Origin of the sequence: Rhodoplanes sp. P11 (genome assembly GCF_964266735.1) — a bacterium.
GTDB lineage: Bacteria > Pseudomonadota > Alphaproteobacteria > Rhizobiales > Xanthobacteraceae > Rhodoplanes > Rhodoplanes serenus.
Genome location: NZ_CAXWGY010000012.1, coordinates 309,559 through 333,348, shown reverse-complemented (window position 1 = coordinate 333,348; position 23,790 = coordinate 309,559). Strand labels below are relative to the sequence as shown.

The 23,790-nt window shown below is 71.0% G+C and carries 21 protein-coding genes and 1 tRNA gene; 10 read left to right on the top strand and 12 right to left on the bottom strand.

Features of this window, described 5'->3' with window-relative positions; all coding sequences use genetic code 11:
• Positions 1 to 344: 344 nt before the first annotated feature.
• Together ACFQUV_RS10755 and ACFQUV_RS10750 are read left to right on the top strand one after the other, a co-directional pair.
• Entirely contained in the window at positions 345 to 1,151 is an 807-nt protein-coding gene (locus ACFQUV_RS10755) for an undecaprenyl-diphosphate phosphatase (protein WP_129607639.1), read from the top strand.
• A gap of 77 nt (positions 1,152 to 1,228) precedes the next feature.
• Entirely contained in the window at positions 1,229 to 3,565 is a 2,337-nt protein-coding gene (locus ACFQUV_RS10750) for a xanthine dehydrogenase family protein molybdopterin-binding subunit (RefSeq protein ID WP_129607638.1), read from the top strand.
• 16 nt (positions 3,566 to 3,581) lie between these two features.
• On the opposite strand, the gene ACFQUV_RS10745 is transcribed toward ACFQUV_RS10750, so the two are convergent.
• The 5 genes from ACFQUV_RS10745 to rpmH all read right to left on the bottom strand — a co-directional run bounded on the left by ACFQUV_RS10745 (position 3,582) and on the right by rpmH (position 7,316).
• On the bottom strand, positions 3,582 to 3,950 hold the full coding sequence (locus ACFQUV_RS10745; RefSeq protein WP_129607637.1) for a DUF423 domain-containing protein: 369 nt from the start codon (positions 3,948 to 3,950) through the stop codon (positions 3,582 to 3,584).
• Positions 3,951 to 3,990: 40 nt separating this feature from the next.
• Positions 3,991 to 4,608 carry a ribosome biogenesis GTP-binding protein YihA/YsxC gene (gene yihA, locus ACFQUV_RS10740; RefSeq protein WP_129607643.1) on the bottom strand — a complete coding sequence of 206 codons (618 nt, stop codon included), beginning with the start codon at positions 4,606 to 4,608 and terminating at the stop codon, positions 3,991 to 3,993.
• Between the two features lie 246 nt (positions 4,609 to 4,854).
• Positions 4,855 to 6,693: a membrane protein insertase YidC gene (gene yidC / locus ACFQUV_RS10735; protein ID WP_129609332.1), complete on the bottom strand. Its 1,839-nt coding sequence runs from the start codon at positions 6,691 to 6,693 to the stop codon at positions 4,855 to 4,857.
• Positions 6,690 to 7,151: a ribonuclease P protein component gene (gene rnpA / locus ACFQUV_RS10730; RefSeq protein ID WP_129609333.1), complete on the bottom strand. Its 462-nt coding sequence runs from the start codon at positions 7,149 to 7,151 to the stop codon at positions 6,690 to 6,692. The genes yidC and rnpA overlap by 4 nt, the downstream gene beginning before the upstream one ends.
• 30 nt (positions 7,152 to 7,181) lie before the next feature.
• Positions 7,182 to 7,316 carry a 50S ribosomal protein L34 gene (gene rpmH, locus ACFQUV_RS10725; RefSeq protein WP_111388455.1) on the bottom strand — a complete coding sequence of 45 codons (135 nt, stop codon included), beginning with the start codon at positions 7,314 to 7,316 and terminating at the stop codon, positions 7,182 to 7,184.
• An 856-nt stretch (positions 7,317 to 8,172) separates the two neighbouring features.
• Between rpmH and ACFQUV_RS10720 the strand changes: the two genes are divergently transcribed.
• Together ACFQUV_RS10720 and ACFQUV_RS10715 are read left to right on the top strand one after the other, a co-directional pair.
• Complete coding sequence (locus ACFQUV_RS10720) at positions 8,173 to 9,549, top strand: HAMP domain-containing sensor histidine kinase (RefSeq protein ID WP_170300962.1); 1,377 nt, start codon at positions 8,173 to 8,175, stop codon at positions 9,547 to 9,549.
• Positions 9,550 to 9,674: 125 nt separating this feature from the next.
• Positions 9,675 to 9,751: transfer RNA gene (locus tag ACFQUV_RS10715), tRNA-Arg, on the top strand.
• Between the two features lie 762 nt (positions 9,752 to 10,513).
• On the opposite strand, the gene rnhA is transcribed toward ACFQUV_RS10715, so the two are convergent.
• The 3 genes from rnhA to ispH form a co-directional block, all read right to left on the bottom strand.
• Complete coding sequence (gene rnhA, locus ACFQUV_RS10710) at positions 10,514 to 10,975, bottom strand: ribonuclease HI (RefSeq protein ID WP_129609335.1); 462 nt, start codon at positions 10,973 to 10,975, stop codon at positions 10,514 to 10,516.
• 80 nt (positions 10,976 to 11,055) lie between these two features.
• Positions 11,056 to 12,042, bottom strand: a complete 987-nt coding sequence (locus ACFQUV_RS10705; protein ID WP_129609336.1) for a homoserine kinase — start codon at positions 12,040 to 12,042, stop codon at positions 11,056 to 11,058.
• Positions 12,043 to 12,219: 177 nt separating this feature from the next.
• A complete protein-coding gene (gene ispH / locus ACFQUV_RS10700) occupies positions 12,220 to 13,233 on the bottom strand; it encodes a 4-hydroxy-3-methylbut-2-enyl diphosphate reductase (protein ID WP_244601597.1) in 1,014 nt (337 codons plus the stop codon).
• A gap of 169 nt (positions 13,234 to 13,402) precedes the next feature.
• Here ispH and ACFQUV_RS10695 point away from each other — a divergent pair, with 169 nt between their 5' ends.
• Positions 13,403 to 14,101, top strand: coding sequence for a DUF1013 domain-containing protein (locus ACFQUV_RS10695; protein WP_129609337.1), 699 nt, complete (start codon positions 13,403 to 13,405; stop codon positions 14,099 to 14,101).
• A 54-nt stretch (positions 14,102 to 14,155) separates the two neighbouring features.
• Here the strand turns inward: ACFQUV_RS10695 and ACFQUV_RS10690 are convergent, their stop codons facing one another.
• The gene (locus ACFQUV_RS10690; RefSeq protein WP_207211484.1) at positions 14,156 to 14,944 is read right to left on the bottom strand and encodes a response regulator transcription factor; all 789 of its coding nucleotides are present in this window, start codon (positions 14,942 to 14,944) and stop codon (positions 14,156 to 14,158) included.
• 562 nt (positions 14,945 to 15,506) lie between these two features.
• Here ACFQUV_RS10690 and ACFQUV_RS10685 point away from each other — a divergent pair.
• Complete coding sequence (locus tag ACFQUV_RS10685; RefSeq protein ID WP_307719461.1) at positions 15,507 to 16,094, top strand: NUDIX domain-containing protein; 588 nt, start codon at positions 15,507 to 15,509, stop codon at positions 16,092 to 16,094.
• Positions 16,095 to 16,111: 17 nt separating this feature from the next.
• Here ACFQUV_RS10685 and ACFQUV_RS10680 read toward each other — a convergent pair whose 3' ends face one another.
• Positions 16,112 to 17,098: a glutathione S-transferase family protein gene (locus ACFQUV_RS10680; protein ID WP_129609338.1), complete on the bottom strand. Its 987-nt coding sequence runs from the start codon at positions 17,096 to 17,098 to the stop codon at positions 16,112 to 16,114.
• A gap of 156 nt (positions 17,099 to 17,254) precedes the next feature.
• Here ACFQUV_RS10680 and ACFQUV_RS10675 point away from each other — a divergent pair, with 156 nt between their 5' ends.
• Together ACFQUV_RS10675 and ACFQUV_RS10670 are read left to right on the top strand one after the other, a co-directional pair.
• A complete protein-coding gene (locus tag ACFQUV_RS10675; protein WP_111387054.1) occupies positions 17,255 to 17,767 on the top strand; it encodes a GNAT family N-acetyltransferase in 513 nt (170 codons plus the stop codon).
• A gap of 75 nt (positions 17,768 to 17,842) precedes the next feature.
• Positions 17,843 to 18,361 carry a hypothetical protein gene (locus ACFQUV_RS10670; protein WP_129609339.1) on the top strand — a complete coding sequence of 173 codons (519 nt, stop codon included), beginning with the start codon at positions 17,843 to 17,845 and terminating at the stop codon, positions 18,359 to 18,361.
• Here ACFQUV_RS10670 and ACFQUV_RS10665 read toward each other — a convergent pair.
• Positions 18,250 to 20,298 carry a glycosyltransferase gene (locus ACFQUV_RS10665; RefSeq protein WP_165363914.1) on the bottom strand — a complete coding sequence of 683 codons (2,049 nt, stop codon included), beginning with the start codon at positions 20,296 to 20,298 and terminating at the stop codon, positions 18,250 to 18,252. The genes ACFQUV_RS10670 and ACFQUV_RS10665 overlap by 112 nt on opposite strands.
• 179 nt (positions 20,299 to 20,477) lie before the next feature.
• Between ACFQUV_RS10665 and ACFQUV_RS10660 the strand changes: the two genes are divergently transcribed.
• Both ACFQUV_RS10660 and ACFQUV_RS10655 read left to right on the top strand, forming a co-directional pair.
• A complete protein-coding gene (locus ACFQUV_RS10660) occupies positions 20,478 to 21,329 on the top strand; it encodes a transporter substrate-binding domain-containing protein (protein ID WP_129609341.1) in 852 nt (283 codons plus the stop codon).
• Positions 21,330 to 21,478: 149 nt separating this feature from the next.
• Positions 21,479 to 23,119, top strand: coding sequence for a lysine--tRNA ligase (locus ACFQUV_RS10655; RefSeq protein ID WP_129609342.1), 1,641 nt, complete (start codon positions 21,479 to 21,481; stop codon positions 23,117 to 23,119).
• Between the two features lie 27 nt (positions 23,120 to 23,146).
• Here the strand turns inward: ACFQUV_RS10655 and ACFQUV_RS10650 are convergent, their stop codons facing one another.
• Entirely contained in the window at positions 23,147 to 23,719 is a 573-nt protein-coding gene (locus tag ACFQUV_RS10650; RefSeq protein WP_207211487.1) for a TetR/AcrR family transcriptional regulator, read from the bottom strand.
• Between the last annotated feature and the right edge of the window lie 71 nt (positions 23,720 to 23,790).

Genomic DNA, 23,790 nt, shown 5'->3' with positions numbered 1-23,790 from the left:
CATGGGTTGCGAAAGCCATAAAGGAACAGCGGGCGAAGGCCCGAGAGGGGCCGGGCGATCCGGCCGCGGCAGACCCGACCTTGCCGCCGTCACCGGCGACGGGCAAGCCCCCGGACGGGAGCGGCGCACCGGCGATCGGCCGCGTCGGCCCGGATGGCCGAGGCAGGCGCCCGCCCGTCTCGACTGATCGCCCGCCAATGTGCCGAAATGCGGGCAGGGCGCGGGCGCGTCCGGCCTCGCGACAGAGCGGCCTTGCGGGGCGGGGGCGCGATCTGCGAAAAGCCGTGCGCCGACCTCGCACCGCGCCGCGCCGTTCGCGACCGTCCGCCCTCCCGGAGCCTGGCATGCTGCTCGATCTGTTCAAGGCCGCCTTTCTCGGCCTGGTCGAAGGTCTGACCGAATACCTGCCGGTGTCGTCGACCGGGCATCTCCTGCTGATCGAGCACTTCTTCGGCTTCGACGACGAGGATTTCGGCAAGACCTTCGCGGTGCTGATCCAGCTCGGTGCCATCGCGGCCCTGCTGTCGATCTACTTCCGCAAGATTCTGCTCCTCGCCACCCACTTCTTCAGCGACGAGTACGCCCGCCGCTTCGTCATCGGCGTGCTCATCGCCTTCCTGCCGGCCGCGGTGGTCGGTGCGATCGCCCACGGCTTCATCAAGGCGGTGCTGTTCAACCCGTGGGTGATCTGCTTCTCGCTGATCGCCGGCGGCGCCGTGCTCTATCTCGTCGATCACCTCGACCTCAAGCCGCGCTACGACGAGGCGACCGAGTTCCCGTTGCCGGTCTATCTCGGCATCGGCCTCATCCAGTGCGTCTCGATGATTCCGGGCGTGTCGCGGGCGGGCGCCACCATCGTGGGGGCGATGCTGCTCGGCGCCGACCGCCGCTCCGCCGCCGAGTTCTCGTTCTGGCTGGCGATGCCCACCATGGTGGGGGCCTTCGCCTACGATCTCTACAAGAACGGTGCCCAGATGAGCACCAACAACATGATCCTGGTGGCGGTCGGCTTCGTCGCCTCGTTCGTGTTCGGCTGGATCGTGGTGAAGACGTTCCTCGGCTTCGTGTCCCGGCACGGCTTCGGCCTGTTCGTCTGGTGGCGTGTCGCAGTCGGCACCCTGGGGCTGATCGGCCTCGCGCTGTTCGGCTGAGCGCCGGGTGCGCTATCGTCTCCGGCCGGCCGGACGGTGAGGCTGTCGGCACGACGAGCCAGCGCACGAGGACCCCCATGGACGACACCACGGCGCGCCCGGGCGGGCGCCAGCACCGGGTCGAGGATGGCCCGCTCCTGCGCGGCGCAGGCCGCTTCGTCGCCGATGTGCCGCAGGATGGGCAGGCGTACGGCGTGTTCGTTCGCTCCCCCCACGCCCATGCCCGCGTCGTGTCGATCGACGCCGACGCGGCCCGCGCCGCGCCCGGCGTGCTCGCCGTGCTCACCGCGGCCGACATGGCGGGGCTCGGCAGCCTCGCCTGGCACCAGCCGATGGCGGGCCGCGACGGCACCCCGCTGGCGATGCCGGTCCGCCCGGTGCTCGCCGAGACCGTGATGCATGCGGGCGAGCCGGTGGCGCTGGTGGTGGCCGAGACGGCGCAGGCCGCCGAGGACGCCGCCGAGCGGGTCGTGGTCGATTACGCCGAGCGCCCCGCCGTCACCGACGTGCAGCGTGCGGTCCTGCCCGACGCGCCGCAGCTGTGGCCGGAGGCGCCCGGCAACATCGCGCTCGACTGGGCGGCGCCGCCGCCCGAGCAGGGCGGCGACGCGGCCGCCGTCGACGCCGCCATCGCGGCGGCCGCCCATGTGGCCCGTGTCTGCCACGTCAACCAGCGCATCATGGTGGCGAGCCTGGAGCCGCGCGGCGCCACCGCGGCCTACGACGCGGAGAGCGGCACCTATCTGGTGCGTGCCTGCTCGCAAGGCGCCGGCCCGCTGCGCGACCACCTCGCCCGCATCCTCGGGGTCGACCGGGCGCGGGTGCGGGTGATCACCGAGGATGTCGGCGGCGCCTTCGGCATGAAGAGTGGCCCCTATCCCGAGTACCCGGCCCTGATGGTGGCGGCGCGGCTGACCGGCCGGCCGGTGCACTGGATGTCGACGCGGTCCGAGGCGTTCCTGACCGACGCCCATGCGCGCGACTCGATTCTCGACGGCGAGCTAGCGGTCGACCGCGACGGCCGTTTCCTGGCGCTGCGGCTGCGCACGCTGGTCAATCTCGGCGCCTATGTGGGCCAGGTCGGCGCCTGGCTCGCCACCGGCAACTTCTCGCGCTGCGTGCCCGGGCTCTACGCCGTTCCGCGCGTCGACATCGGGGTGCGCTGCGTGTTCACCCACACGACGCCCACCGGGCCGTATCGCGGCGCCGGGCGACCCGAGGCGAACTATCTGATGGAGCGGCTGGTCGACGAGGCGGCGCGGCTCACCGGCCTCGACCGGGCGGAGATCCGCCGCCGCAACCTGGTGCCGGCGGCCGCCATCCCGCACCGGACGCCGCTCGGTGCCGTCTACGACAGCGGCGACTTCCCGGCGCTGTTCGAGACGGCGCTGAGGCTCGCCGACTATCCGGGTGCGCCGGCCCGCAAGCGCCAGGCGGAAGCGCGCGGCCGGCGGCGCGGCATCGGCCTGTCCTGCATGCTGGAGCACGCCGGGGGGATGCCGACCGAGGGCGCCGCGCTGACCTTCCCGGGCGGCGACCGGATGGTGCTGGCGCTCGGCGCCCAGGCGACCGGCCAGGGCCACGCCACCATCTTCCCGCGCGTCGTCGCCGAAACGCTCGGCATCCCGCGGCAGGCGGTCGGCTTCGTCGAGGGCGACAGCGCCATCGGGGTGGTCAGCGGCATGACGGTGGCGTCGCGCACCACCAGCGCGGCCGGCAGCGCCATCGTGCGTGCCGTCGCGGTGCTGCTGGAGAAGGGCCGGCGCCTGGCCGCCGACGCGCTGGAGAGCGCCGAGGCCGACATCGCCTATGCGGACGGCGCCTTCGGGGTGGTCGGCACCGACCGGCGCATCGGGCTGTTCGTCCTCGCCGAGGTGGCGCGGGCCCGCAAGCAGGTTGGCGAGATCACCGAGGATCTCGACACCGTGGTCGCGACCGACACGCCGCACACCTTCCCGAACGGCTGCCACGTCGCCGAGGTGGAGATCGATCCCGAGACCGGGACGGTGGCGGTGGTGCGCTACACTGCGGTCGACGACTGCGGCACCGTGCTCGACCACACGCTGGTGGAAGGCCAGCTCCATGGCGGGCTGGCGCAGGGGCTCGGCCAGGCCCTGCTGGAGCACGCCGTCTACGACGCCGACAGCGGCCAGCTCGTCACCGGCTCGTTCCAGGACTACGCGATGCCGCGGGCGGCCGACATGCCGCCGGTGACGGCGGCGGAGTCGAACACGCCGGCGACCACCAACCCGCTCGGCGTCAAGGGCGTCGGCGAGGCCGGCACCACTGGGTCGCTCGCGGCCATCATGAACGCCATCGCGGACGCCATCCCGGGGCCGGCCGGGGCCGCGCTCGACATGCCGGCGACCCCCGAGAAGGTGTGGGCGGCCTGCCGGGCGGCGGCGCCGGGCTGACGCGGCACGAGGGCGATCAGCCGCGGACGAGCCGCACCGCGGCCGCCACCGACAGGGCGATCCAGCTCAGGATCAGGATGCTGCCGCCGGTCGGCGCCGCCATCGGGAACAGGCGGTGGCCCACGAAGGCGCGCAGCGTCACGTCGCCGGCAAACAGTAGCGCGCCGAGCACGAAGCCCATGAGCGCCGCGATCGCGATCGGCCGCCAGGTGAGACCGGCCGCGACCGCGGCGCTGCCGGCGAGGAGCGCCACGGCGTGCACCAGAAGAATCTGGGCGGCGCTGTCGAGCCCGGCGCCGGGCGCCGCATGGGCGGCGGTTGCCGCCAGTGCCACCCCGGCGGCACCCATCAGGCCGGCCATCAGCACGAAGAACGGGAGGGTCATGTCCGGGCTCCGCAAATGGAGGACGTGTCGGTGCCGGGCCTTACCGCGTCTCGTCGAGCAGGCGGGCGACGGCGGCGCGCAGCTCGCCGATGCCGGCGCCGGTGCGGGCCGAGGTCGTGAGGATCTGCGGATAGGCGGCGGTGCGCTTCTTCGCCGCCGCCGCGGTCGCGTCGAGCACCGCGGCGAGTTCCGCCGGCTTCGGCTGGTCGGCCTTGGTGAGAACGATCTGATAGCTCACCGCCGCCTCGTCGAGCAGGTCGAGCACCGGCGTGTCGGTGTCCTTGAGGCCGTGGCGGGCGTCGATCAGCACATAGACGCGGGCCAGGTTGGCGCGGCCGCGCAGATAGGCGCGGATCAGCTCGGTCCACGCCGCCACCTTGGCCTTGGGGGCGGCCGCGTAGCCGTAGCCCGGCATGTCGACGAGGCGCAGGCGCTCGTCGGCGGTGAAGAAGATCAGCTCCTGGGTACGGCCCGGCGTCGACGACGTGCGGGCGAGGCCGTCGCGGCCGGTCAGCGCGTTGACGAGGCTCGACTTGCCGACATTGGAGCGGCCCGCCACGGCGATCTCGACGCCGAACATCTTGGGCAGCCGCTCCAGCCCGGCGGCCGCCGCCATGAAGCGCCAGTCGCCGGCGAACAGCTTGCGGCCGGCCGACATCTCGGCCGGCGTGAAGGGCGCGGGCGCCGCGGGGGCGATGGGGGCGTCGGGGGTGTCGGACATGGCGGTGGTGATCCAGCCTCGGGGGCGTCGAGCCCGGCAGCGTCGAGCCCGGCAACATCGAGCCCGACGGCGTGCCGGGCCGTCATGTCGTCGCCCCTGCTCGACGCAGGCCCCGCAAGACGTGGATGGCCGGGACGAGCCCGGCCATGACGACGCAGTCGATGAAGCGAGCAGGGCGTCGCCCTACTCGGCCTTCCGCTTCGGGATGATCGCCTTGATGTTGTCGAACAGCTCGATCTTGGCGCCGTTCTTGCGCATGATCACCGCCTGCTGGATCACCGACAGCAGGTTGTTCCACGCCCAGTAAATCACCAGCCCGGCCGAGAAGCTCGCCAGCATGAAGGTGAAGATGATCGGCATCCAGTCGAAGATCATCTTCTGGGTCGGGTCCGGCGGCGCCGGGTTGAGCTTCATCTGCACCCACATGGTGACGCCCATGATGAGCGGCCAGGCGCCGAGATGCAGGAACGAGCCGATCACCGGCACCACCGTGGGGTCGAACGGCAGCAGGCCGAACAGGTTGAACACGGTGGTCGGATCGGGCGCCGAGAGGTCCTGAATCCAGCCGAAGAACGGCGCGTGCCGCATCTCGATGGTGACGAACAGCACCTTGTAGAGCGCGAAGAACACCGGGATCTGGATCAGCACCGGCCAGCAGCCGGCGATCGGGTTGATCTTCTCCCGCTTGTAGAGCTCCATCAGCTCCTGCTGCTGCTTGACCTTGTCGTCCGGATAGCGGTCGCGCAGCGCCTGCATCTGCGGCTGCACGGCCTTCATCTTCGCCATCGAGGCGTAGGACTTGTTGGCCAGCGGGAAGAACACCAGCTTGATCAGCACCGTGACCAGCAGGATGGCGATGCCGAAATTGTGGGTCCACTGGAACAGGAAGTCGATGGTCCAGAACATCGGCTTGGTGATGAAGTAGAACCATCCCCAGTCGATGAGCAGCTCGAAGCGGTTGAGCTTGAGGGCCTTGTCGTAGGCGTCGACGGTCGAGACCTCCTTGGCGCCGGCGAACAGCCGCCCCGAGGCGCTGCCGGTCTGGCCCGGCTGGATGGTCTGCGGGTCGAGCAGGTAGTCGGTCTGGAAGGTCTTGAGCGTACCGATCGAGCCGGCCGAGAACTTGGCTTGCAGGCTCGCGCTGGTGTCGGGCAGCAGGGTGGCGGCCCAGTACTTGTCGGTGATGCCGAGCCACGCATTGGTGACCTTGAAGGGCATCACCTTCTTGTCCTGGATGGTCGCGTAGGTGACCTCCTGCAAGCCCTGATCGCCGAGCACGCCGATCAGGCCCTCGTGCAGGATGTAGTAGCCGAGCGTCTGCGGCGTGCCGTGGCGCGACACCAGGGCGTACGGATAGAGCGTGACCGGCGCCTCGGTCTTGTTCACCACCTCGTCCTTGACGGAGAACAGGAAGCGGTCGTCCACCGTGACGGTGCGGCGGAACTCCAGGCCCTCGCCATTGTCCCAGACGAGCGTGACGGGCCGCTCCGGGGTCAGCGGGCCGGTGCCGTCCTGGCGCCACACCGTCTCGGCGTTGGGGAGCTTCACGGCGCCCCCGGCGGCGGCGACCCAGCCGAACTCGGCGTAGAACGGGTGCGGCGTGCCCGACGGCGACAGCAGCACGATGGCGGGCGACTTGGGATCGACGGTCTCGCGGAAGCGGGTCAGCGACACGTCGTCGATGCGGGCGCCCTTGAGGGCGATGGAGCCACGGATGTTGGGGGTCTCGACGGAGACGCGCGGGCCGGCGGCGAGCACCTGCTCGCGCGACCGCTCGGCCGTCGGCGCCACCTGGCCGGGCACCGGCGGAGCGCCGGCCGCGCCGGGCGTCGGCGCCGTGCTGCCGGGGGCCGGCGGGCTGCCGGGCTGGGCCGGCGTGCCCGGCTGAGCCTGTTGCTGGGCCTGCTGCTGCTGGATTTGCCGCTGCTTGTCGATCTGCGGCATGCCGAAGAAGTACTGCCAGACGATCAGCACGACCGCCGACAGGGCGATGGCCAGGAGGACGTTCTTCTGTTCGTTCATGGGAGAGCTCGGGCGGTCGGCCGCCGATCGGGTTTCTGGCTGTGGCCGCCGTCATCCGGGGGCCGGTCGTGCGGGCGCGCATCGTCGGACGGCGGGTCTCGCGGCGCCGGCGAGCGCCGGCCGGGCCCGCGCGGAGGCCCGTGCACCCGCTTGACGGCGCCGACGAAGTCCGCGACGCAACGGTCGAATGGCCGGTCGAGAGCAGCGCGCCGGCCGATCATCACGTAGTCGTTGCCGTCCCGCAGTCGATCCGCGGCGCAAAGCCGCACGATCTCGCGCAAACGACGACGCACGCGGTTGCGCTCCACCGCGGTGCCCACCTTCTTGGTGACCGTGAAGCCGACCCGTGGCGGGCCGTCGTCACCGCGCGCCCGTGCCTGAAGCACGAACGCGGGCGTCGGAGCCTTGGCGCCGTCGCGGGCGGCGAGGAAGTCGGACCGTTGCCGCAACCGTTGCATCGCGGGGACGCTCGGTCGGCATCGGCACGCTCACGCGCTGAGCCGCTTGCGGCCGCGCGCGCGCCGGGCGTTGAGGACCTGACGGCCGCCCTTGGTGGCCATCCGGGCACGAAAGCCGTGGCGGCGCTTCCGCACCAACTTGCTCGGCTGATAGGTCCGCTTCACGGGTCTTCACTCCGCTTTTCGTGTCGGCCGGACGCTTCGGACGCCGGCGCCTGATCGGCTACGGTCCGCAAGATCGGCGCTGTTCGGGGATCGGCGCGGCCGAAAATTCAGGCCGGCTTATACGGGAGGGGGCCAGCCCCGTCAATGCGAGGGGTGGCCGCCGTGCCGGACCGAGACGATAACCTCTTCGCGAATCGAGTTCGTCATGCAACCATGTCGTGCGCGTTCCGTGGTATCGCATTTTCGCCGCCTCTCGGTAACAATGGTTGCGCCGCGCCGAAAATCCTGGCGGCTCTGAACCGACGACACGGCGCGGCCGTAATCACAGTGTTAATCTTGTGGGCACCCACGCGGATCACCCCCCGATGGGTCCCGAGTCGACCCGGGATCTTCAGCACGTCGCGTCGCGCCCCGCTGGGCGGTGCCGAGCATCCTCGCTTCGATCGGGACCCGCCTCACCGGGGACGCGCGTGCCGTGCCGGCGGACGGTAGGCGGACGCAGTCGCACCGGGCTTCTGTCGCACCGGGACACGGCCGCTCGCAAACGCCGGTGGGGGAGGGGACCGCTTCCGGGGGTGCTCCGGGCGGTCGGCTCGTTGGGTCGGTTGGACTGATGGACGCCGAGACGTCTCCGCACGGGCGCGACCCGCATCCCCGGGAGGGGCTGCCGCGGGAGGGTTCTGCGCATTCCCCTGCGCACGGCCTCCCGGCGCGTGACCGGGCGGTTCCGGACGCCGTGACGACGCCCCCCCAGGGGGCGGCGGGGGCGGCGGCCGACGACGGGCGCCCGGCCGATGATGTGACGCCGCGGTTCGGCCTGTCGGCCCGCCTCCTCGTCCTGACCATCCTGTTCGTGATGATCGCCGAGGTGCTGATCTATCTCCCTTCGATCGCCAATTTCCGCCTGAGCTGGCTCAGTGACCGGCTCGCCGCCGCCCATACGGCTGCCCTGGTGCTGGAGGCGGCGCCGAGCGGCACGGTGCCGGACAGCCTCGGCCGCCAGCTTCTCGACAGCATCGGGGCCAGGGCGGTCGCCATGAAGATCGGCGGCCAGCGCCGCCTGCTGGCCACCCGCGAGGTGCCCGAGGCGGTGAGCCAGGACGTCGACATCCGCAAGGTCGGCGTCGTGCCGGCGATCGTCGACGCCTTCGCGACGCTTCTGGTCATCGATCCCGACGACCTGATCCGGGCCGCCGGCGCCGCCCCGATGGGCGGCGAGTTCGTCGAGATCGTGGTCGAGGCCGGTCCGCTCCAGCAGGCGATGTGGCGGTACTCGCGCAACGTGCTGCTGGTGTCGCTGATCATCTCGTGCATCACGGCGGCGCTGGTCTACCTCACCCTGCACGTTCTGTTCGTGCAGCCGCTGCACCGGATCATCGCCAACATGACGGCGTTCCGGGCCAATCCGGAGAACCCGAACCGCATCGTCCGCCGCTCGACCCGGGCCGACGAGCTGGGCATCGCCGAGCGCGAGCTCGCCGCCATGCAGACCGAGCTCGCCTCGATGCTGGCGGAGCGCTATCGCCTGGCGGCGCTCGGGCTAGCGGTGTCGAAGATCAACCACGACCTGCGCAACCTGCTCAACTCGGCGCAGCTCATCTCGGATCGGCTCGCCACCATCGCGGACCCGCAGGTGCAGCGCTTCGCCCCCAAGCTGGTGCTGGCCCTGGAGCGGGCGATCGCCTTTTGCGAGACGACGCTCGCCTATGGCCGCGCCCAGGAGCCGGCGCCCGACCGCAAGCCGGTGTCGGTGGAGGCGCTGGTCGAGGAGGTCCGTGATTCGCTCGGCGTCGCGCCGGATGGGCCGATCGGCTGGGTGACGGCGGTCGAGCGCGGCCTGACGCTCGATGTCGACTACGACCAGATGCTGCGGGTGCTGATCAACCTGGTGCGCAACGCCGTCCAGGCGCTGGAGGGCCGCGCCCCCAACGATCCGGCCCGCGACCAGATCCGCATCAGCGGCCGGCGCGAGGGCAGCGTGGTGGTGCTGGAGGTGTCCGACACCGGCCCCGGCCTGACGACGCGGGCGCGCGAGCACCTGTTCGAGGCGTTCCGCGGCTCCACCCGTTCGGGCGGCACCGGGCTGGGCCTCGCCATCGCGGCCGAGTTGGTGCGGCTGCACGGCGGCGAGATCGGTCTCGTCGAGGGGACGCTCGGGGCGACCTTCCGGATCGCCATCCCGGACCGCCCGGTCGACCTCCAGGACCGCCGCGACCAGCGCGCCCGGGCGTGAGGCCGCCTCTCTTCACCCGGCCGACAGGCATTCGTCATCGACGGCTTGCCAAGGCCGCGGCGAGTCGCTAGCTATGCGTCGCCGCGCCCCGGTGTCCCTCGGACGCCATGCGGGCGGCACGGCAAGCGCCCGTAGCTCAGCTGGATAGAGCACCAGACTACGAATCTGGGGGTCGGACGTTCGAATCGTTCCGGGCGCGCCATTCTGTTCTTCAAAGCCTCTGTTGTTCGTGACGGGTTCAATGCGGGCGCGCCGCCGTGGCCTCGCCACGACCAGGGCGCCGAGGTCGCGCGGTGTCGCGCCCCCAGGTGTCTCGCCCCCAGGTGTCGGGGGTCCAGGTCTCGTGCTCCAAATGTCGTGCTCCGAGTGTCGCAAATGCCGCCTCGCCGGCGGCCTCCGCCCCGGCCTGCGCCGGCCTCTCTGCGGGGTTGACAGCCGCCGCCGGCAGGCGCATCCCGGCATCCGGCTCCGGTCGTCGGAGCCGTTCAACCCGAGACATCGATCCATGGACGGCGACCCTAGTCGCAGTCCGGCGCGCCCGTGCGGGCCGCGTCGGACGCCGACACAGTCGAGCAGGACCGCTACCGGCGCCCGCCGGCGAGCGCGACCCGGCAGGGCCTAGACCCGTCCGGCTCGCCTCCCGGCCCGTCGGGGCGTCCGGGAGGTGAGACATGACCCAGACCGATCGCAACCGGATCGTCCGGTTTCCCCGCTATATCGGGCCGACCACCCGGTGGCGTGCCGCGGTGCGTTCCGCGACCGACCGTCCCACGGCCGAGATCATCCGGCTGACGGTGCGCCGCCGGCCCGAGCGCGAGCGGCTGATCGCCGCGTGGCGGATCGATCCCGACACCGGGCGGCTCGAATGCCGCTGGGTGCGGGGCACCGTGGTCGACGAGGATCTCATAGGGGGCGAGCCGCGTCGCGGGTCCGCGTCGGACCCGGGCGGCCGTCCGCCGCGTCGTCACCCCGAGCTGCCCGCCGCCCGCTCCCGCGCGGCGGCGCGCAGCTCGGCGATCGCCTCGCGGGCGAGCGCGTCGGCGCGTTCGTTGAGGTCGTGGCCGGCATGGCCGCGCACCCAGTGCCAGCGCACCTGATGGCGGCCGATGGCGGCATCGAGCCGCTGCCATAGGTCGACGTTCTTGACCGGCTTCTTGTCGGCGGTCTTCCAGCCGTTGCGCTTCCAGCCGTGAATCCAGGCGGTGATGCCCTGGCGCAGATACTGGCTGTCGGTGTGCAGGTCGACCGCGCAGGGGCGGCGGAGCGCCTCCAGCGCCATGATGGCGGCGGTCAGCTCCATGCGGTTGTTGGTGGTCTGCGGCTCGGCCCCCTTCAGCTCGCGCGAGCGGCCGTCCCATTCCAGGATGGCGCCCCAGCCGCCCGGCCCCGGATTGCCCGAGCAGGCCCCGTCGGTGTGGATCGTCACCCGCTTGGCGCCGTCGGCGCCGGCCGTCCCCGTCCCCGTGCCCGTGCCCGTGCCCGTGCCCGTGCCCGTCCTCGCCTCCGTCACGACGTCACGCGCTCCGGCACGGTGTCGAAGCCGTAGTCGCGCGGGCCGTCGACCGCCAGGTGGAAGCGCAGCTTGCGGTAGTACTCGGTCGGGTCCTTGGGGCGCACCAGCGCGCCGGCCGGCACCGCGAACCAATCGACGAGCCGGGTGAGCAGGAAGCGCAGCGCGGCCCCGCGGCACAGCACCGGGAAGGCGGCGCGCTCGGCCGCCGACAGCGGCCGCACCGCGGCGTAACCGTCGAGCAGCGCCCGGCCCTTGGTGACGTTGTAGGCATGGTCGGGCTCGAAGCACCAGGCATTGAGGCAGACCGCCACGTCGTAGGCGAGGGTGTCGGTGCAGGCGAAGTAGAAGTCGATCAGCCCGGAGACCCGTCCGTCGAGGAAGAAGACGTTGTCGGGGAACAGATCCGCATGGATGACCCCGCGCGGAAGCTCGGTCGGCCAGCCGGCTTCGAGCGCCGCGAGGGCGGTCGCGATGGTGCCGGCGAGACCGGGGGCGACGCTGTCGGCGCGCTCGCGGGCGTTCTCGAACAACGGCCGCCAGCCGTCGACCGAGAGGGCGTTGCGGCGCTCCATCGGAAAGTCGAGGCCGGCGCGGTGGAGGGCCGCCAGCGCGCCGCCGAGGGCGCCGCAATGCTCGACGGTGGGGCGGCGCACCGAGACCCCGTCCAGGAAGGTCACGATGGCGGCCGGCCGTCCGGCGAGGCGGCCGAGCGCCGTGCCGGCCCGGGTCTTCACCGGCTGCGGGCAGTCGAGCCCGCGCGCCGCCAGGTGCTCCATCAGGGCGATGAAGAACGGCAGATCGCCGGCGGCAACGCGCTTCTCGTAGAGCGTCAGAATGAAGTGGCCGCGCGTCGTGTGCAGGAGGAAGTTCGAGTTCTCCACGCCCTCGGCGATTCCCTTGTAGGACAGGAGATCGCCGAGATCGTAGTCACCGAGAAACGCCTGCAACTCGTCGGCCGTGACGTCGGTGTAGACGGCCATCGATCCCCCGAGATGAAATGTCGCCGGTCATCGAGACCGATGCCCGCCGACCGATGGCCCGTCATAGGCGGGCGCCATCCGCGTATCCATCCTCGAGGCGACGATGTCTATCGCACGTGATGGAATGGCCGGGTCGCGCCGGCGCCGACGCCGGAGGCTGACGACGGAGTCCGTCGGTCACTCGGCGGCCGTGTCGGCCGCCTTGTCGAGCTCGCGGAGCTGGCGCGGCAGCGGGAAGAACATGCTCTCGGTGGCGCCCGACACCGCCTCGACCGTGACGGCGTAGCGCTCCGCGAAAGCGTCGATGATCTCCTCGACGATCACCTCGGGGGCCGAGGCGCCGGCGGTGAGGCCGAGCCGGCGGATGCCGGCGAGCTTGGTCCAGTCGATCTCGCCGGCGCGCTGGACGAGCTGCGCATGCGGGCAGCCGGCCCGCTCGGCGACCTCCTGGAGGCGCTTCGAGTTGGAGGAATTCGGCGCCCCCACCACGATCAGCGCGTCGACCCGCGGGGCCACCGACTTCACCGCCTCCTGGCGGTTGGTGGTGGCGTAGCAGATGTCTTCCTTGTGGGGGGCGACGATCTCGGGGAAGCGGCGGGTCAGCGCCGCGATGATCTGGGTGCAGTCGTCGATCGACAGCGTGGTCTGGGTGACATAGGCGAGCTTCGAGGGGTCGCGCGGGGTCAGCCGCTCGACATCCGCGACGGTCTCCACCAGCGTCATGGCGCCGGGCGGGAGCTGCCCCATGGTGCCTTCGACCTCGGGATGGCCGGCATGGCCGATCAGCACGATCTCGCGGCCGCGCTTGTGGTGGATCTCGGCCTCGCGATGGACCTTGGAGACCAGCGGGCAGGTGGCGTCCAAGGCGAAGAAGTTGCGCTTGGCGGCCGCCTCCGGCACCGCCTTGGGCACCCCGTGGGCCGAGAACACCACCGGGGCGTCGGTATCCGGGATCTCGTCGAGCTCCTCGACGAAGACGGCGCCCTTGGCCTTCAGGCTCTCGACCACGTAGCGGTTGTGGACGATCTCGTGCCGCACGTAGACGGGGGGGCCGTACAGCGCCAGCGCCCGCTCGACCGTGTCGACGGCGCGCACCACCCCGGCGCAGAAGCCGCGCGGCGAGCACAGCAGGACCTCGAGGGGCGGCTTCTCGGCGGCGGGGGTGGTCATGGCGGCATCCTGGCGCGTCATGGGGGTCTCCTCGTCGGTCGGGTGTGGCCTCGGCCCGAAGCGCTGTCAAGCAGGCCCACGGCGGGTTGCCTCGGCACGGCACTGTCGACTATATAAGAGCGAATTCCGTCAAATCTCGAACGCGACGGGCTTCGCCTCCGGGCAGGCGAAGCGCAGAGGAGCTTTATCCATGTCCACCCAGCCGCTCATGCCCAAGGCCACCGCCGTCTGGTTGGTCGAGAACACGGCGTTGTCGTTCGATCAGATCGCCGATTTCTGCAAGCTTCACCCGCTGGAGGTGAAGGCTATCGCCGACGGGGACGCGGCCCAGGGGATCAAGGGGCTCGACCCCATCGTCACCGGCCAGCTCAGCCGCGAGGAGATCGCGCGGGCCGAGAAGGATACCGCCGTGCGGTTGCGCCTGCTCGAGTCCAAGGTGCGGGTCCCGGAGGCCAAGCGCAAGCGCGGTCCCCGCTACACCCCGGTGTCGCGCCGGCAGGATCGCCCGAACGCCATCCTGTGGCTCGTGCGCAACCACCCCGAGCTGAAGGACAGCCAGGTGATGCGCCTGGTCGGCACCACCAAGGCGACCATCAAGGCGATCCGCGAGCGCACCCACTGGAACTCGGCCAGCCTCACGCCGCTCGACCCGGTCACCCTCGGCCTGTGCTCGCAGATCGATCTCGACATGGAGGTCAGCCGCGCCGCCAAGGAGAAGCCGATCGAGACCGAGACCGGCGTTACCCTGCTGCCAGCCGACGTCACCACCGGACCGGGCGCCGAGGAGGCAATGGAGGACGAGGAGCGGACGCCGAGCGAGGAGCTCGACGTCGAGGCGGTGTTCGCCAAGCTCAAGCAGATCGGCGGCGGCAAGTCCGACGAGGAGTAAGCGGCGACGGCCGCGGCCGCCGATCGCGTGACGCCGGCCGTCGGATGCGGCCGTTCAGGTACGGTCGGGCTGGTCGGTGGCGGTGTCGTCCTCGGTCTGGCTCAAGGCCCAGTGGACCGCCTGGGTCCGGGACGGCAGGCCGAGCCGTGCCAGGATGCCCGACACATGGATCTTCACCGTGTTGGGAGACAGGCCCAGGCGGCGGGCGATCTCCACATTGGTCAGCCCGTGGGTCATCAGCGACAGCACCTCCCATTGCCGCTTGCTCAGCGGCGGATGGCGCTCGTCATAGGGCTCCGCCGGGAGGCTGCGGACCGCCACGGGACGCTCGATGTGGCGGGCCAGGGTGTTCTGACCCAAAACAGCCTGTTCGAGCGCGCCGGCCATGCGGGCGAGATCGAGATCGGGCGGGCTGTCGTCGAGGGTGCCGTCCGGCCGGGTGCGGCTTTCGATCATCGCGCTGACGGCGATGCCGATGTCGACATGCAGCAGGGCGGCGCGGCTGCCGTGCTCCCGGTACGGGAAGCCGATCAGCAGGAACCAGGAGTTCCTTCCAGGAGAACGGCGCGGATAGACCACCGCGACGCTGTTGGTCTGTCCGGCGAGAAGCTGGGAAATCCCGGTAATCAGACGCGGCGACAATGGATCGGCAAAGGCGCAGAAGCGCAAGTAATTCTCGCCGATTCCGTAGTTCTCGGTGGCTCGATCCTCGTAAGGGAGCACGGCGCCGCCGGAATCGACGAACGATTTCCATTGCCTGTTAACCGTCAATACGAAGCCGAAACGATCCAGCAACGCGACATAGACGGGCAGGTCCTTGAAAAGTAGCTCAGAGCTAATCACGCGAGCCCCCCAATACCGGCCGGGGCTGATCGCCTCTCCACGACCGAATTCGTCCGGCTCGCCTCTTGGTCGAGATAAAAAGCTGGTTGCATGTGGCTGGGCGTTCGACGATTTGGCGAGATCTTAAGGCACCGCATTCGGACTAGTACCAAGATTATTAATCACTAGCTTAGACTAGCCCGACTATAGTTTCGATATTCCAGCCCAGAGCAGCACGTAGCTCACTATTCTTTAGGAACAGAAGCTCTCCCTGGTACGTCCTCAACGGTTTTTATATTATTAAGATACACAATCGCAAATTCGAACTCGAATCAATCGGCATCATGGTGGTGCTCCGGCGCCGGCCGCAGATCCGCCATGCGCTTACCCTCGAGGGCCTCGAACACGACCGAGAGCCAGTCCTGTGTCGATGTGGGGAACGGCCTGTCGCGATCTCTATCACAAATTCTCGAGCGTTTCCGCGGTCCGAAACCGGGCTCTCCCCCGCGCCGAGATCGGCCCGACGGCCCGCTCGGACCCGCCGAACCGGAAACCCGGAGGGGGAGCCGACGCGATTGCCGCTATGGTTCCGGCGTCCGACTCGAACCAGAAGGGTGACGTGCAGGCCATGGCCGATCCCAAGTCCGAATCCGACGCGGCCGCGCCGGCCTCGCGATCGTCCGCGCCGGGGCGTCTCGCCCGGCTGCGCCGCGCCGGCGAGCCGGTCCTGCGGCGCGTGCTGCATCTGTGGTGGCGGCTCAGCCGCGGCCTGACGCTCGGCGTTCGCGCCCTGGTGATCGACCCGGAGGGCCGCGTCTTCCTGGTGCGCCACAGCTACGTGTCGGGCTGGTATCTGCCGGGCGGCGGCGTCGAGATCGGCGAGACCCTGGGGGAGGCGCTCGTCCGCGAGCTGAGCGAGGAAGGCAACCTGCATCTCACCGGCGCGGCCACGCTGCACGGCGTCTACCTTAACGCCCGGGTGTCGCGCCGCGATCACGTCGCCTTGTTCGTGGTGCGGGACTTCGTCCAGCCGGCGCCACCGCGGCCCAATCGGGAGATCGTCGCCGCCGGCTTCTTCCCTGTCGACGCCTTGCCGGCCGACACCACGCGCGGCACCCGCGCCCGCCTCGCCGAGGTGCTCGACGGTGCCCCTGTCACCGAGCATTGGTGAGATCGGAGCTCGCCGCGTCAGGATGGCCCGAAGCGGCTGCGGTCGTGCGGTGCCGCGAAGTCGAGCGCCGGCCCCACCGGAACGATGCCGGTCGGATTGATGGTGTGGTGGCTGACGTAATAGTGGCGTTTGATGTGGTCGAGATCGACGGTCGCGGCGATGCCGGGCACCTGGTAGAGATCGCGCACGTAGTTCGACAGGTTCGGGTAGTCGACGATCCGCCGCAGGTTGCACTTGAAGTGCCCGTGGTAGACGGCGTCGAAGCGCACCAGCGTCGTGAACAGCCGCCAGTCCGCCTCGGTGATCCGGTTGCCGAGCAGCCAGCGCCGCGCCGAGAGCCGAGCCTCGATCTCGTCGAGCGCCGCGAAAAGGGCGCGGAACGCCTCCTCGTAGGCGACCTGCGTGGTGGCGAAGCCGGTGCGATAGACCCCGTTGTTGATGTTGGCGTAGACGAAGGCGTTGATCTCGTCGATCTGCGGGCGCAGCGCCTCGGGGCTGTAGTCGGTGGTCACCGGCGTGAAGGCGTCGAAGGCGCGATTGAGCATGCGCAGGATGTCGGCGGATTCGTTGCTCACGATGGTGTGGCGCGCCCTGTCCCACAGCACCGGCACCGTGACGCGGCCCGTGTAGCGCGGGTCGGCCGCCACGTAGATCTCGGCCAGCGTGCGGGCGCCGCCGACGCCATCGCCGGTCGAGCCCTCGCCGGTGTCGAAGGTCCAGCCGAAGCGCCCCATCAGGGGCGACACCACCGAGACCGAGACGACCGACTCCAGCCTCTTCAGCACCCGCATGATCAGGGTGCGATGGGCCCACGGACAGGCGAGCGACACGTACAGATGATAGCGCCCCGGCTCCGCCGGAAAGCCGCCATCGCCGGTCGGGCCCGGCGCTCCGTCCGCCGTCACCCAGTTGCGGAAGTGCGACTCCGCGCGCACGAATCGACCTCCGGTCGAGCCCGTGTCGTACCAACGGTCTTGCCAGACTCCTTCGACGAGCAGTCCCATGTGCTTCTCCGGTCGGCCGATGGCTGCTATCTATGATGCCGCGCGGCGCCGGACACCCCGTGTTTCGCGATGGCCGACGTGAATCTCGCGGCTGCCGTCGCGTTCCGCGTGTCGTTCCCCGGACATTTCCTGTTCTGCTTGCGCGGATGCCGAACCATGACCGACCTGTCGCTCACCATCTCGCCGGAGACGCCCGCCGATACCGCCGCCGTCGAGCGGCTGCACGCCCGCACCTTCGGTCCGGGCCGCTATGCGCGCACCGCCTTCCGCATTCGCGAGAAGGCCGAGCACTGCAACGCGCTGTCGTTCCTGGCCCGCATCGGCACGCTGCTGGTCGGCTCGGTGCGGCTGACGGCGATCCGCATCGGCGAGACGCCGGCGCTGCTGCTCGGTCCGCTCACCGTCGAGCCGCCGTTCCGCGATCGCGGCATCGGCCTGGCGCTGATCGAACGCGCCCACGCCGAGGCGCTGGCGCGCGGGCATCGGCTGGTGGTGCTGGTCGGCGACGAGCCCTATTACGCCCGCGCCGGGTTCAAGCGTGTCCCCAAGGGCCGCATCACCATGCCGGGGCCGGTCGATCCCGCTCGCCTGCTGATCGCCGAGCTGGTGCCCGGCGCCGCCGACACCGTCGCCGGAGCGATCCGGCCGGAATGGGACGCGGCCGCCTGACCGATCCGTCCGAACGCGGGCGCGCGATGCCGCTTCGATGGGTCACGGTCCCGACGGCTCGTGTATAACGGCGCGATGGACTCCGTCGGCCGCCTGCTCCTGCGCTTTCTCCTGGTGCCGCTCGGCGCCCTGCTGGCCATTCTGGTAGCGGTCGCCGTCGTGGCGATGGCCAACTGGCGCGCCGTCACGGCGCTCGCGGCGGCCGATGTCGAGCGACAGGGCGATTACGTGCTCGCCCTGGTGGCGGCAGGACCGGAGCTGATGCTGCTGCTCTCCGCCGTCGCCACGCTGACCCTCACGGTCGCCGCGGTCGGCGTGCTGATCGCCGAAGCCTTCGCGCTGCGCTCCTGGATCTTCCACGCCGCCAATGGCGGGCTCGCCGCCTGGATCGGCTGGTCGCTCGCCGGGCGCACCGACGACGGTCTGCGGGCCATCACCGACCCGACCGCCCTGGTGGCGGCCGGGCTCGCCGGCGGCCTCGCCTACTGGCTGGTCGCCGGCTCCACCTCCGGCTTCTTCCGGCCCTGGCGCGAGCGTCCGGCGCGGCCGCCGTCGGGCGAGATCGCCGGCGTCGACCGCCCGCCGCCGCCCTGAGCCGCCCCGCTGCGCGAGGTCTTCGCCAGCCCGTGCTCGGTCTTGTCCCAGCGATAGGGATCGCGGACGAGCTTGATCAGCGCCCGCCACGCCGCGGTGGCGAGCAGCAGCCAATGCACCGGAACGAGCAGCAGCACCCAGGCGGTGGCGAGCAGCCGGCGGCGGGCGAGCCCGGCGAGGCCGAGCAGCACCGAGGCGGCCCAGCCGGACACGAAGGTGACGGCGAACAACGTGGTCAGCACCACGCCGTGCACGCCGTCGCCGGGCGGCGACGCCGCGCCGAGCAGCGAGACGAGGACGGCAAGCCCGGCCAGCGGATGCACCAGCGCCGCCAGCACGGTGCCGCCGACCACGAGGTGCAGCGTCACGAAGCCGGCCGGGCCGAGATCGCGCAGCGTCCGCCGTGGCTGCCGCATATGCACCAGCCAGGTCTGCATCCAGCCCTGGAACCAGCGGGTGCGCTGGCGCAGCCACGGCCCCAGCCGCGCCGGCGCCTCCTCGTGGGTGGTCGAGGCGATGACGTCGCTGCGCAGCCCGTGGCGGGCGAGCCGGATGCCGAGATCGGCGTCCTCGGTGAGGTTGAACGGGTCCCAGCCGCCGACCGTTCGCAGCGCGGCGGTGCGGAAGTGATTCGAGGAGCCGCCGAGCGGCAGCGGCAAGCGCAGCCAGGCGAGGGTCGGCAGGAACACGTCGAACAGCCCGGCATACTCGGCCGTGAACAGCGCGGTCAGCCAGCCGTCCCGGGTGTTGTCGATGGTGAGGCGCGCCTGCACGCAGGCGAGGCGCTCGCCGCCGGCCGAGAACGCCGCGACGGCGCGGCGGAGCTGATCGGGCTCGGGCCGGTCCTCGGCGTCGAACACCGCGAGGAGCGAGCCGCGCGCGAACGGAAGCCCGGCATCGAGCGCCTTCGGCTTGGTGCGCGGACCGATATCGGGGGCCACCAGGATCTCGTAGGGCGGCCCGAGCCGCTCGGCCTCCAGGGCGGCCCGGGTGGCGAGGTCGTCCGCCTCCAGGATCAGGATGATCTGGAGCTTCTCGGGCGGGTAGTCGAGGGCATCGAGGCCGGCGACGAGCCGCCTCACGCTCGCCGCCTCGCGATAGAGCGCGACCATCACGGTGTAGAGCGGCAGGGCATCGTCGGCGACGCGGTCGAGCGGCGGGGCGGCGAGGGCCGGGCGGGCGAGGGCGATCAGCCGCAATCCTGTCCAGGTGAGGAACAGCACCGCCAGAACGACCCCGAGCGCCGTCACGGCGGCGTCGGGCCAGGCGATCACCGGCGGGATCACGGCCGTGAGTGCCAAGCCGAGGCGGGCGAGACGGAGCGGGCGGGGGGCCGCCGAGAGGTGCGGACGGGTGGTCGCGAGATCGAAGGCGGCGCGGTGGCCGAGTGCCGTGGCGGCCGTGCGGCGGACGAACCGTCCGAGCCGCGCCCCCGTGGTGATGCGCAGGCCGGGCGGAAGCACCGGGCTGCCGGCCAGCTCGGCCAGCCGCCGCGCCGCGGCGCCCCGAGGGGCGACGACGAGACTGTGGCCATCCCGATCGGCGAGCGGGAGAAGACCCGCCGCCGCCGCCTCGATGAGCCGGTCGTCCGGCAGCGGGCAGGCGGCCCGGGCGCGCCCGTCGAGCGGCTCGAACGGCACCCCCAGTCGCCGCGCCAGAGCGCGCGCATAGGTGTCCTCGTCGAGCAGCCCGGCCGCCACCAGAACCCGGTCGGCGGTGACGCCGATCCGGCGGGCGCGGCGCTCGGCGACCGCCACCACGGCCGGCGGCAGGACGTGACGGACACAGTCGATCTCCGGGCAGGAATCGAGCGCGCGGCGGGCGTCGCGCCGGGACGGGCCGGTCGGCCGCCGGTCGGCCGGACCTCCACCGCCACCAAGCCAAGCGGTGGAGAACGACCGCTCGCGCGGTCGCGGGCTGTCGCTGCGATCGGCCAAGTCGGTCCCCCCACCCAGGGCTATCGATGACGACATCCATGGTCCACCGGCCGGCGACTTGGTCTATAAGAACGCGGCGCCAGCACCGGGACCGCCGGATGATCATACAGACTAGCCAATACAGCTTAAAGTTGCGAGTCCCGCCGAAGCTCCTGCGCCGATGGCTTGTCGTCGCGGCTATGTCCCTGGCGGCGCCCCTCGCGTCGGCGCTGACCCCGCCGTCGGCGCCGCTCGCCGCGTCCCCGGCCGCCGCCCAGACGGCCGCGCCGGGCCTGCCGATTCCCGGCTTCTGGGACCCGCGGCGGCGGCCCGAGCGCCCCGACCTGCGGCTGACCCTGATCCGCTTCATGAGCGAGGTGGATTACCCGCCGTTCAACTATGCGGGGCCGGACGGCAACCCGGCCGGCTTCAACGTCGATCTCGCCCGCGCCATCTGCGACGAGCTGAAGATCGCCTGCACCATGCAGATGCGGCGCTTCGACACCCTGGTCGAGTCGCTCGCCGAGAACCGCGGCGATGCCGCCATCGCCTCCCTGGCGGTGTCGGCCGAAACGCGCAGGAAGGTCGACTTCAGCGATCCGTACTACCGGCCGGTCGCCCGCTTCGCGGCCCGCCGCGGCGCCGGGCTCGACACCGTGCTGCCCGAGCGGATCGAGGGCAAGACCGTCGCGGTGGTGGCCGGCACCGCCCACGAAGCCTATCTGCGCGCCCTGTTCACCGAGGCGGCGCCAAAGCCCTATCCGACCGCCGAGGAGGCCCGGACGGCGCTGGCCAAAGGTGAGGTCGATCTCCTGTTCGGCGACGGCTACAGCCTCGCCTTCTGGCTCAACGGCACCGAGGCGGGCGGCTGCTGCGTGTTCGTCGGCGGCCCGTTCGTCGAGAGCCGTTACTTCGGCGAGGGGGTCGGCATCGCCGTGAAGAAGGGCAACGACCAGCTCCGCCTGGCGCTCAACTGGGCGCTGTTCCGCCTGTGGGAGAAGGGCAAGTTCGCCGACCTCTGGCTCAAATACTTCCCCGTCAATCCATTCTGATCACGCGGCAGGGGGCGTGATCGCCGACGGCGCGGCCCGCGCGCCGCCGTCCGGCGGGATTTGACCCGGTCGCCCGCCGTCCTTAGACGAGGCGGACGCGGGTCCGCCGCGCGCTCGTCCGCGCCGCCCACGCCGTCCGGAGATTGCCGATGCCCGAGTCCGCCGCCCCCCTCGATCCCGCCGCTCTGCGAGCCCTCGCCGAGAACGCCTCCGCCTGGCCGTTCGAGGAGGCGCGGAAGATCGTCGCGCGGCTGAAGAAGAAGCCCAAGGACGAGGTGATCTTCGAGACCGGCTACGGGCCGTCGGGGCTGCCCCATATCGGCACCTTCGGCGAGGTGGCGCGCACCACCATGGTGCGCCACGCCTTCCGGGTGCTCACCGAGGACAAGATCGCGACCCGCCTGATCGCCTTCTCGGACGACATGGACGGGCTGCGCAAGGTGCCCGACAACATCCCCAACAAGGAGCTGGTGGCGGCGCATCTCGGCAAGCCGCTGACCCGGGTGCCCGACCCGTTCGGCACCCACGACAGCTTCGGGGCGCACAACAATGCGCGGCTGCGCGCCTTCCTCGACGCCTTCGGGTTCGACTACGAGTTCCTGTCGTCGACCGAGTGCTACACGTCCGGCCGCTTCGACGCGGCGCTGCGCAAGGTGCTGGCGCGCTTCGACGCCGTGATGGCGGTGATGCTGCCGAGCCTGCGCGAGGAGCGCGCCGCCTCCTACTCGCCGTTCCTGCCGGTGTGCCCGCGCACCGGCGTGGTGCTGCAAGTGCCGATCGTCGCCCGCGACGTCGACGCCGGCACCGTCTCGTACGACGATCCGGACACCGGCGAGCGCGTCACCGTGCCGGTGACGGGCGGCGCCTGCAAGCTGCAATGGAAGCCCGACTGGGCGATGCGCTGGGTGGCGCTCGGCGTCGATTACGAGATGGCCGGCAAGGACCTGATCGACTCGGTGAAGCTCTCCGGCGAGATCTGCCGGGCGCTCGGCGGCACCCCGCCCGAGGGCTTCAACTACGAGCTGTTCCTCGACGACAAGGGGCAGAAGATCTCGAAGTCCAAGGGCAACGGGCTCACCATCGACGAGTGGCTGCGCTACGCGAGCCCCGAGAGCCTGTCGCTGTTCATGTATCGCGAGCCGAAGGCGGCCAAGCGGCTCTACTTCGACGTCATCCCGCGCCACGTCGACGAGTACGCCCAGTATCTCGACGGCTATCAGCGGCAGGACATGAAGCAGCGCCTCGCCAATCCGGTGTGGCACATCCATGCCGGTCGGCCGCCCGCTGTCGAGGTGCCGATCTCGTTCTCGATGCTGCTCAATCTGGTGTCCGCCTCCAATGCCGAGAACGCCGAGACCCTGTGGGGCTTCATCGGCCGCTACTGGCCGGGCGTCACGCCGCAGTCGCACCCCAAGCTCGACCAGCAGGTCCAGTACGCCATCCACTACTTCCGCGACTTCGTGCTGCCGGCGAAGCGGTTCCGCGAGCCGACCGACGCCGAGCGCGCGGCGCTGCTGGATCTCCGCGACGCGCTCTCCCAGCTTGCCGCCGACGCCTCGGCCGAGGCGATCCAGGAGGTGGTCTACGAGGTCGGCCGCCGCGAGCCCTTCCTCGACCAGAAGAAGAAGGGCAAGGACGGCCAGCCGGGCGTCTCGCTCGACTGGTTCAACCTGCTCTATCAGGTGCTGCTCGGCCAGGAGAAGGGACCGCGCTTCGGCTCCTTCGCGGCCATCTACGGGCTCAAGAACACCATCGACATGATCGACGGAGCGCTCGCCCGCAGCGCCTGACCGGCGCCGCGCGTTTTCCGAACGGCATCAGCGCAGCGCCGCCAGGCAGAAGTCGACCATCTGGTCGAGCCTCGGCTCGGGGAAGTCGCCGCACTCGACCATCAGGCGCGGGTGCGAGAAGCGGATCATGGCGGTGTGGACGCAGCGGGCGGCCAGCATCGGGTCGCCGGGCTGGAACTCGCCGGCCGCCATGCCATCGGCGATGATGCGGGCGAGCAGTCGGTCCATCGCCTCGACGTAGTCGCGCACCATGGCCCAGTTCTCGGTCAGGGCGACGGCCACCATGTCGTGCAGCTTCTGCTCCACGGTGAACCGCTCGGTGTTCATCCGCTCGAGGGCGCCGAGCAGCGCCCGCAGCCGTTCCGACGCGGGGGCGTCGCGTGCCGCGACCGCCTCGACGGCGCCGATCACCTCGCCGAGCAGCAGGCGGCCGACCGCCTCGTTGATCTCGGTCTTGGAGCGGAAGAAGCGGTAGACATTGGCGGGCGACATGCCGAGCTCGCGGGCGATGTCGGCCACCGTCGTCTTCTGGTAGCCGATCTCGCGGAACAGCCGCTCGGCGGTGGCGACGATGCGGCCGCGGGTGTCGGCCTCGCGCATCTCGGTCCGTGTGCTGTCGGTCCGTGTGCCGTCGGTCCGCGCCGCGTCGCTCACCGTGCCGCCTCCCCGGG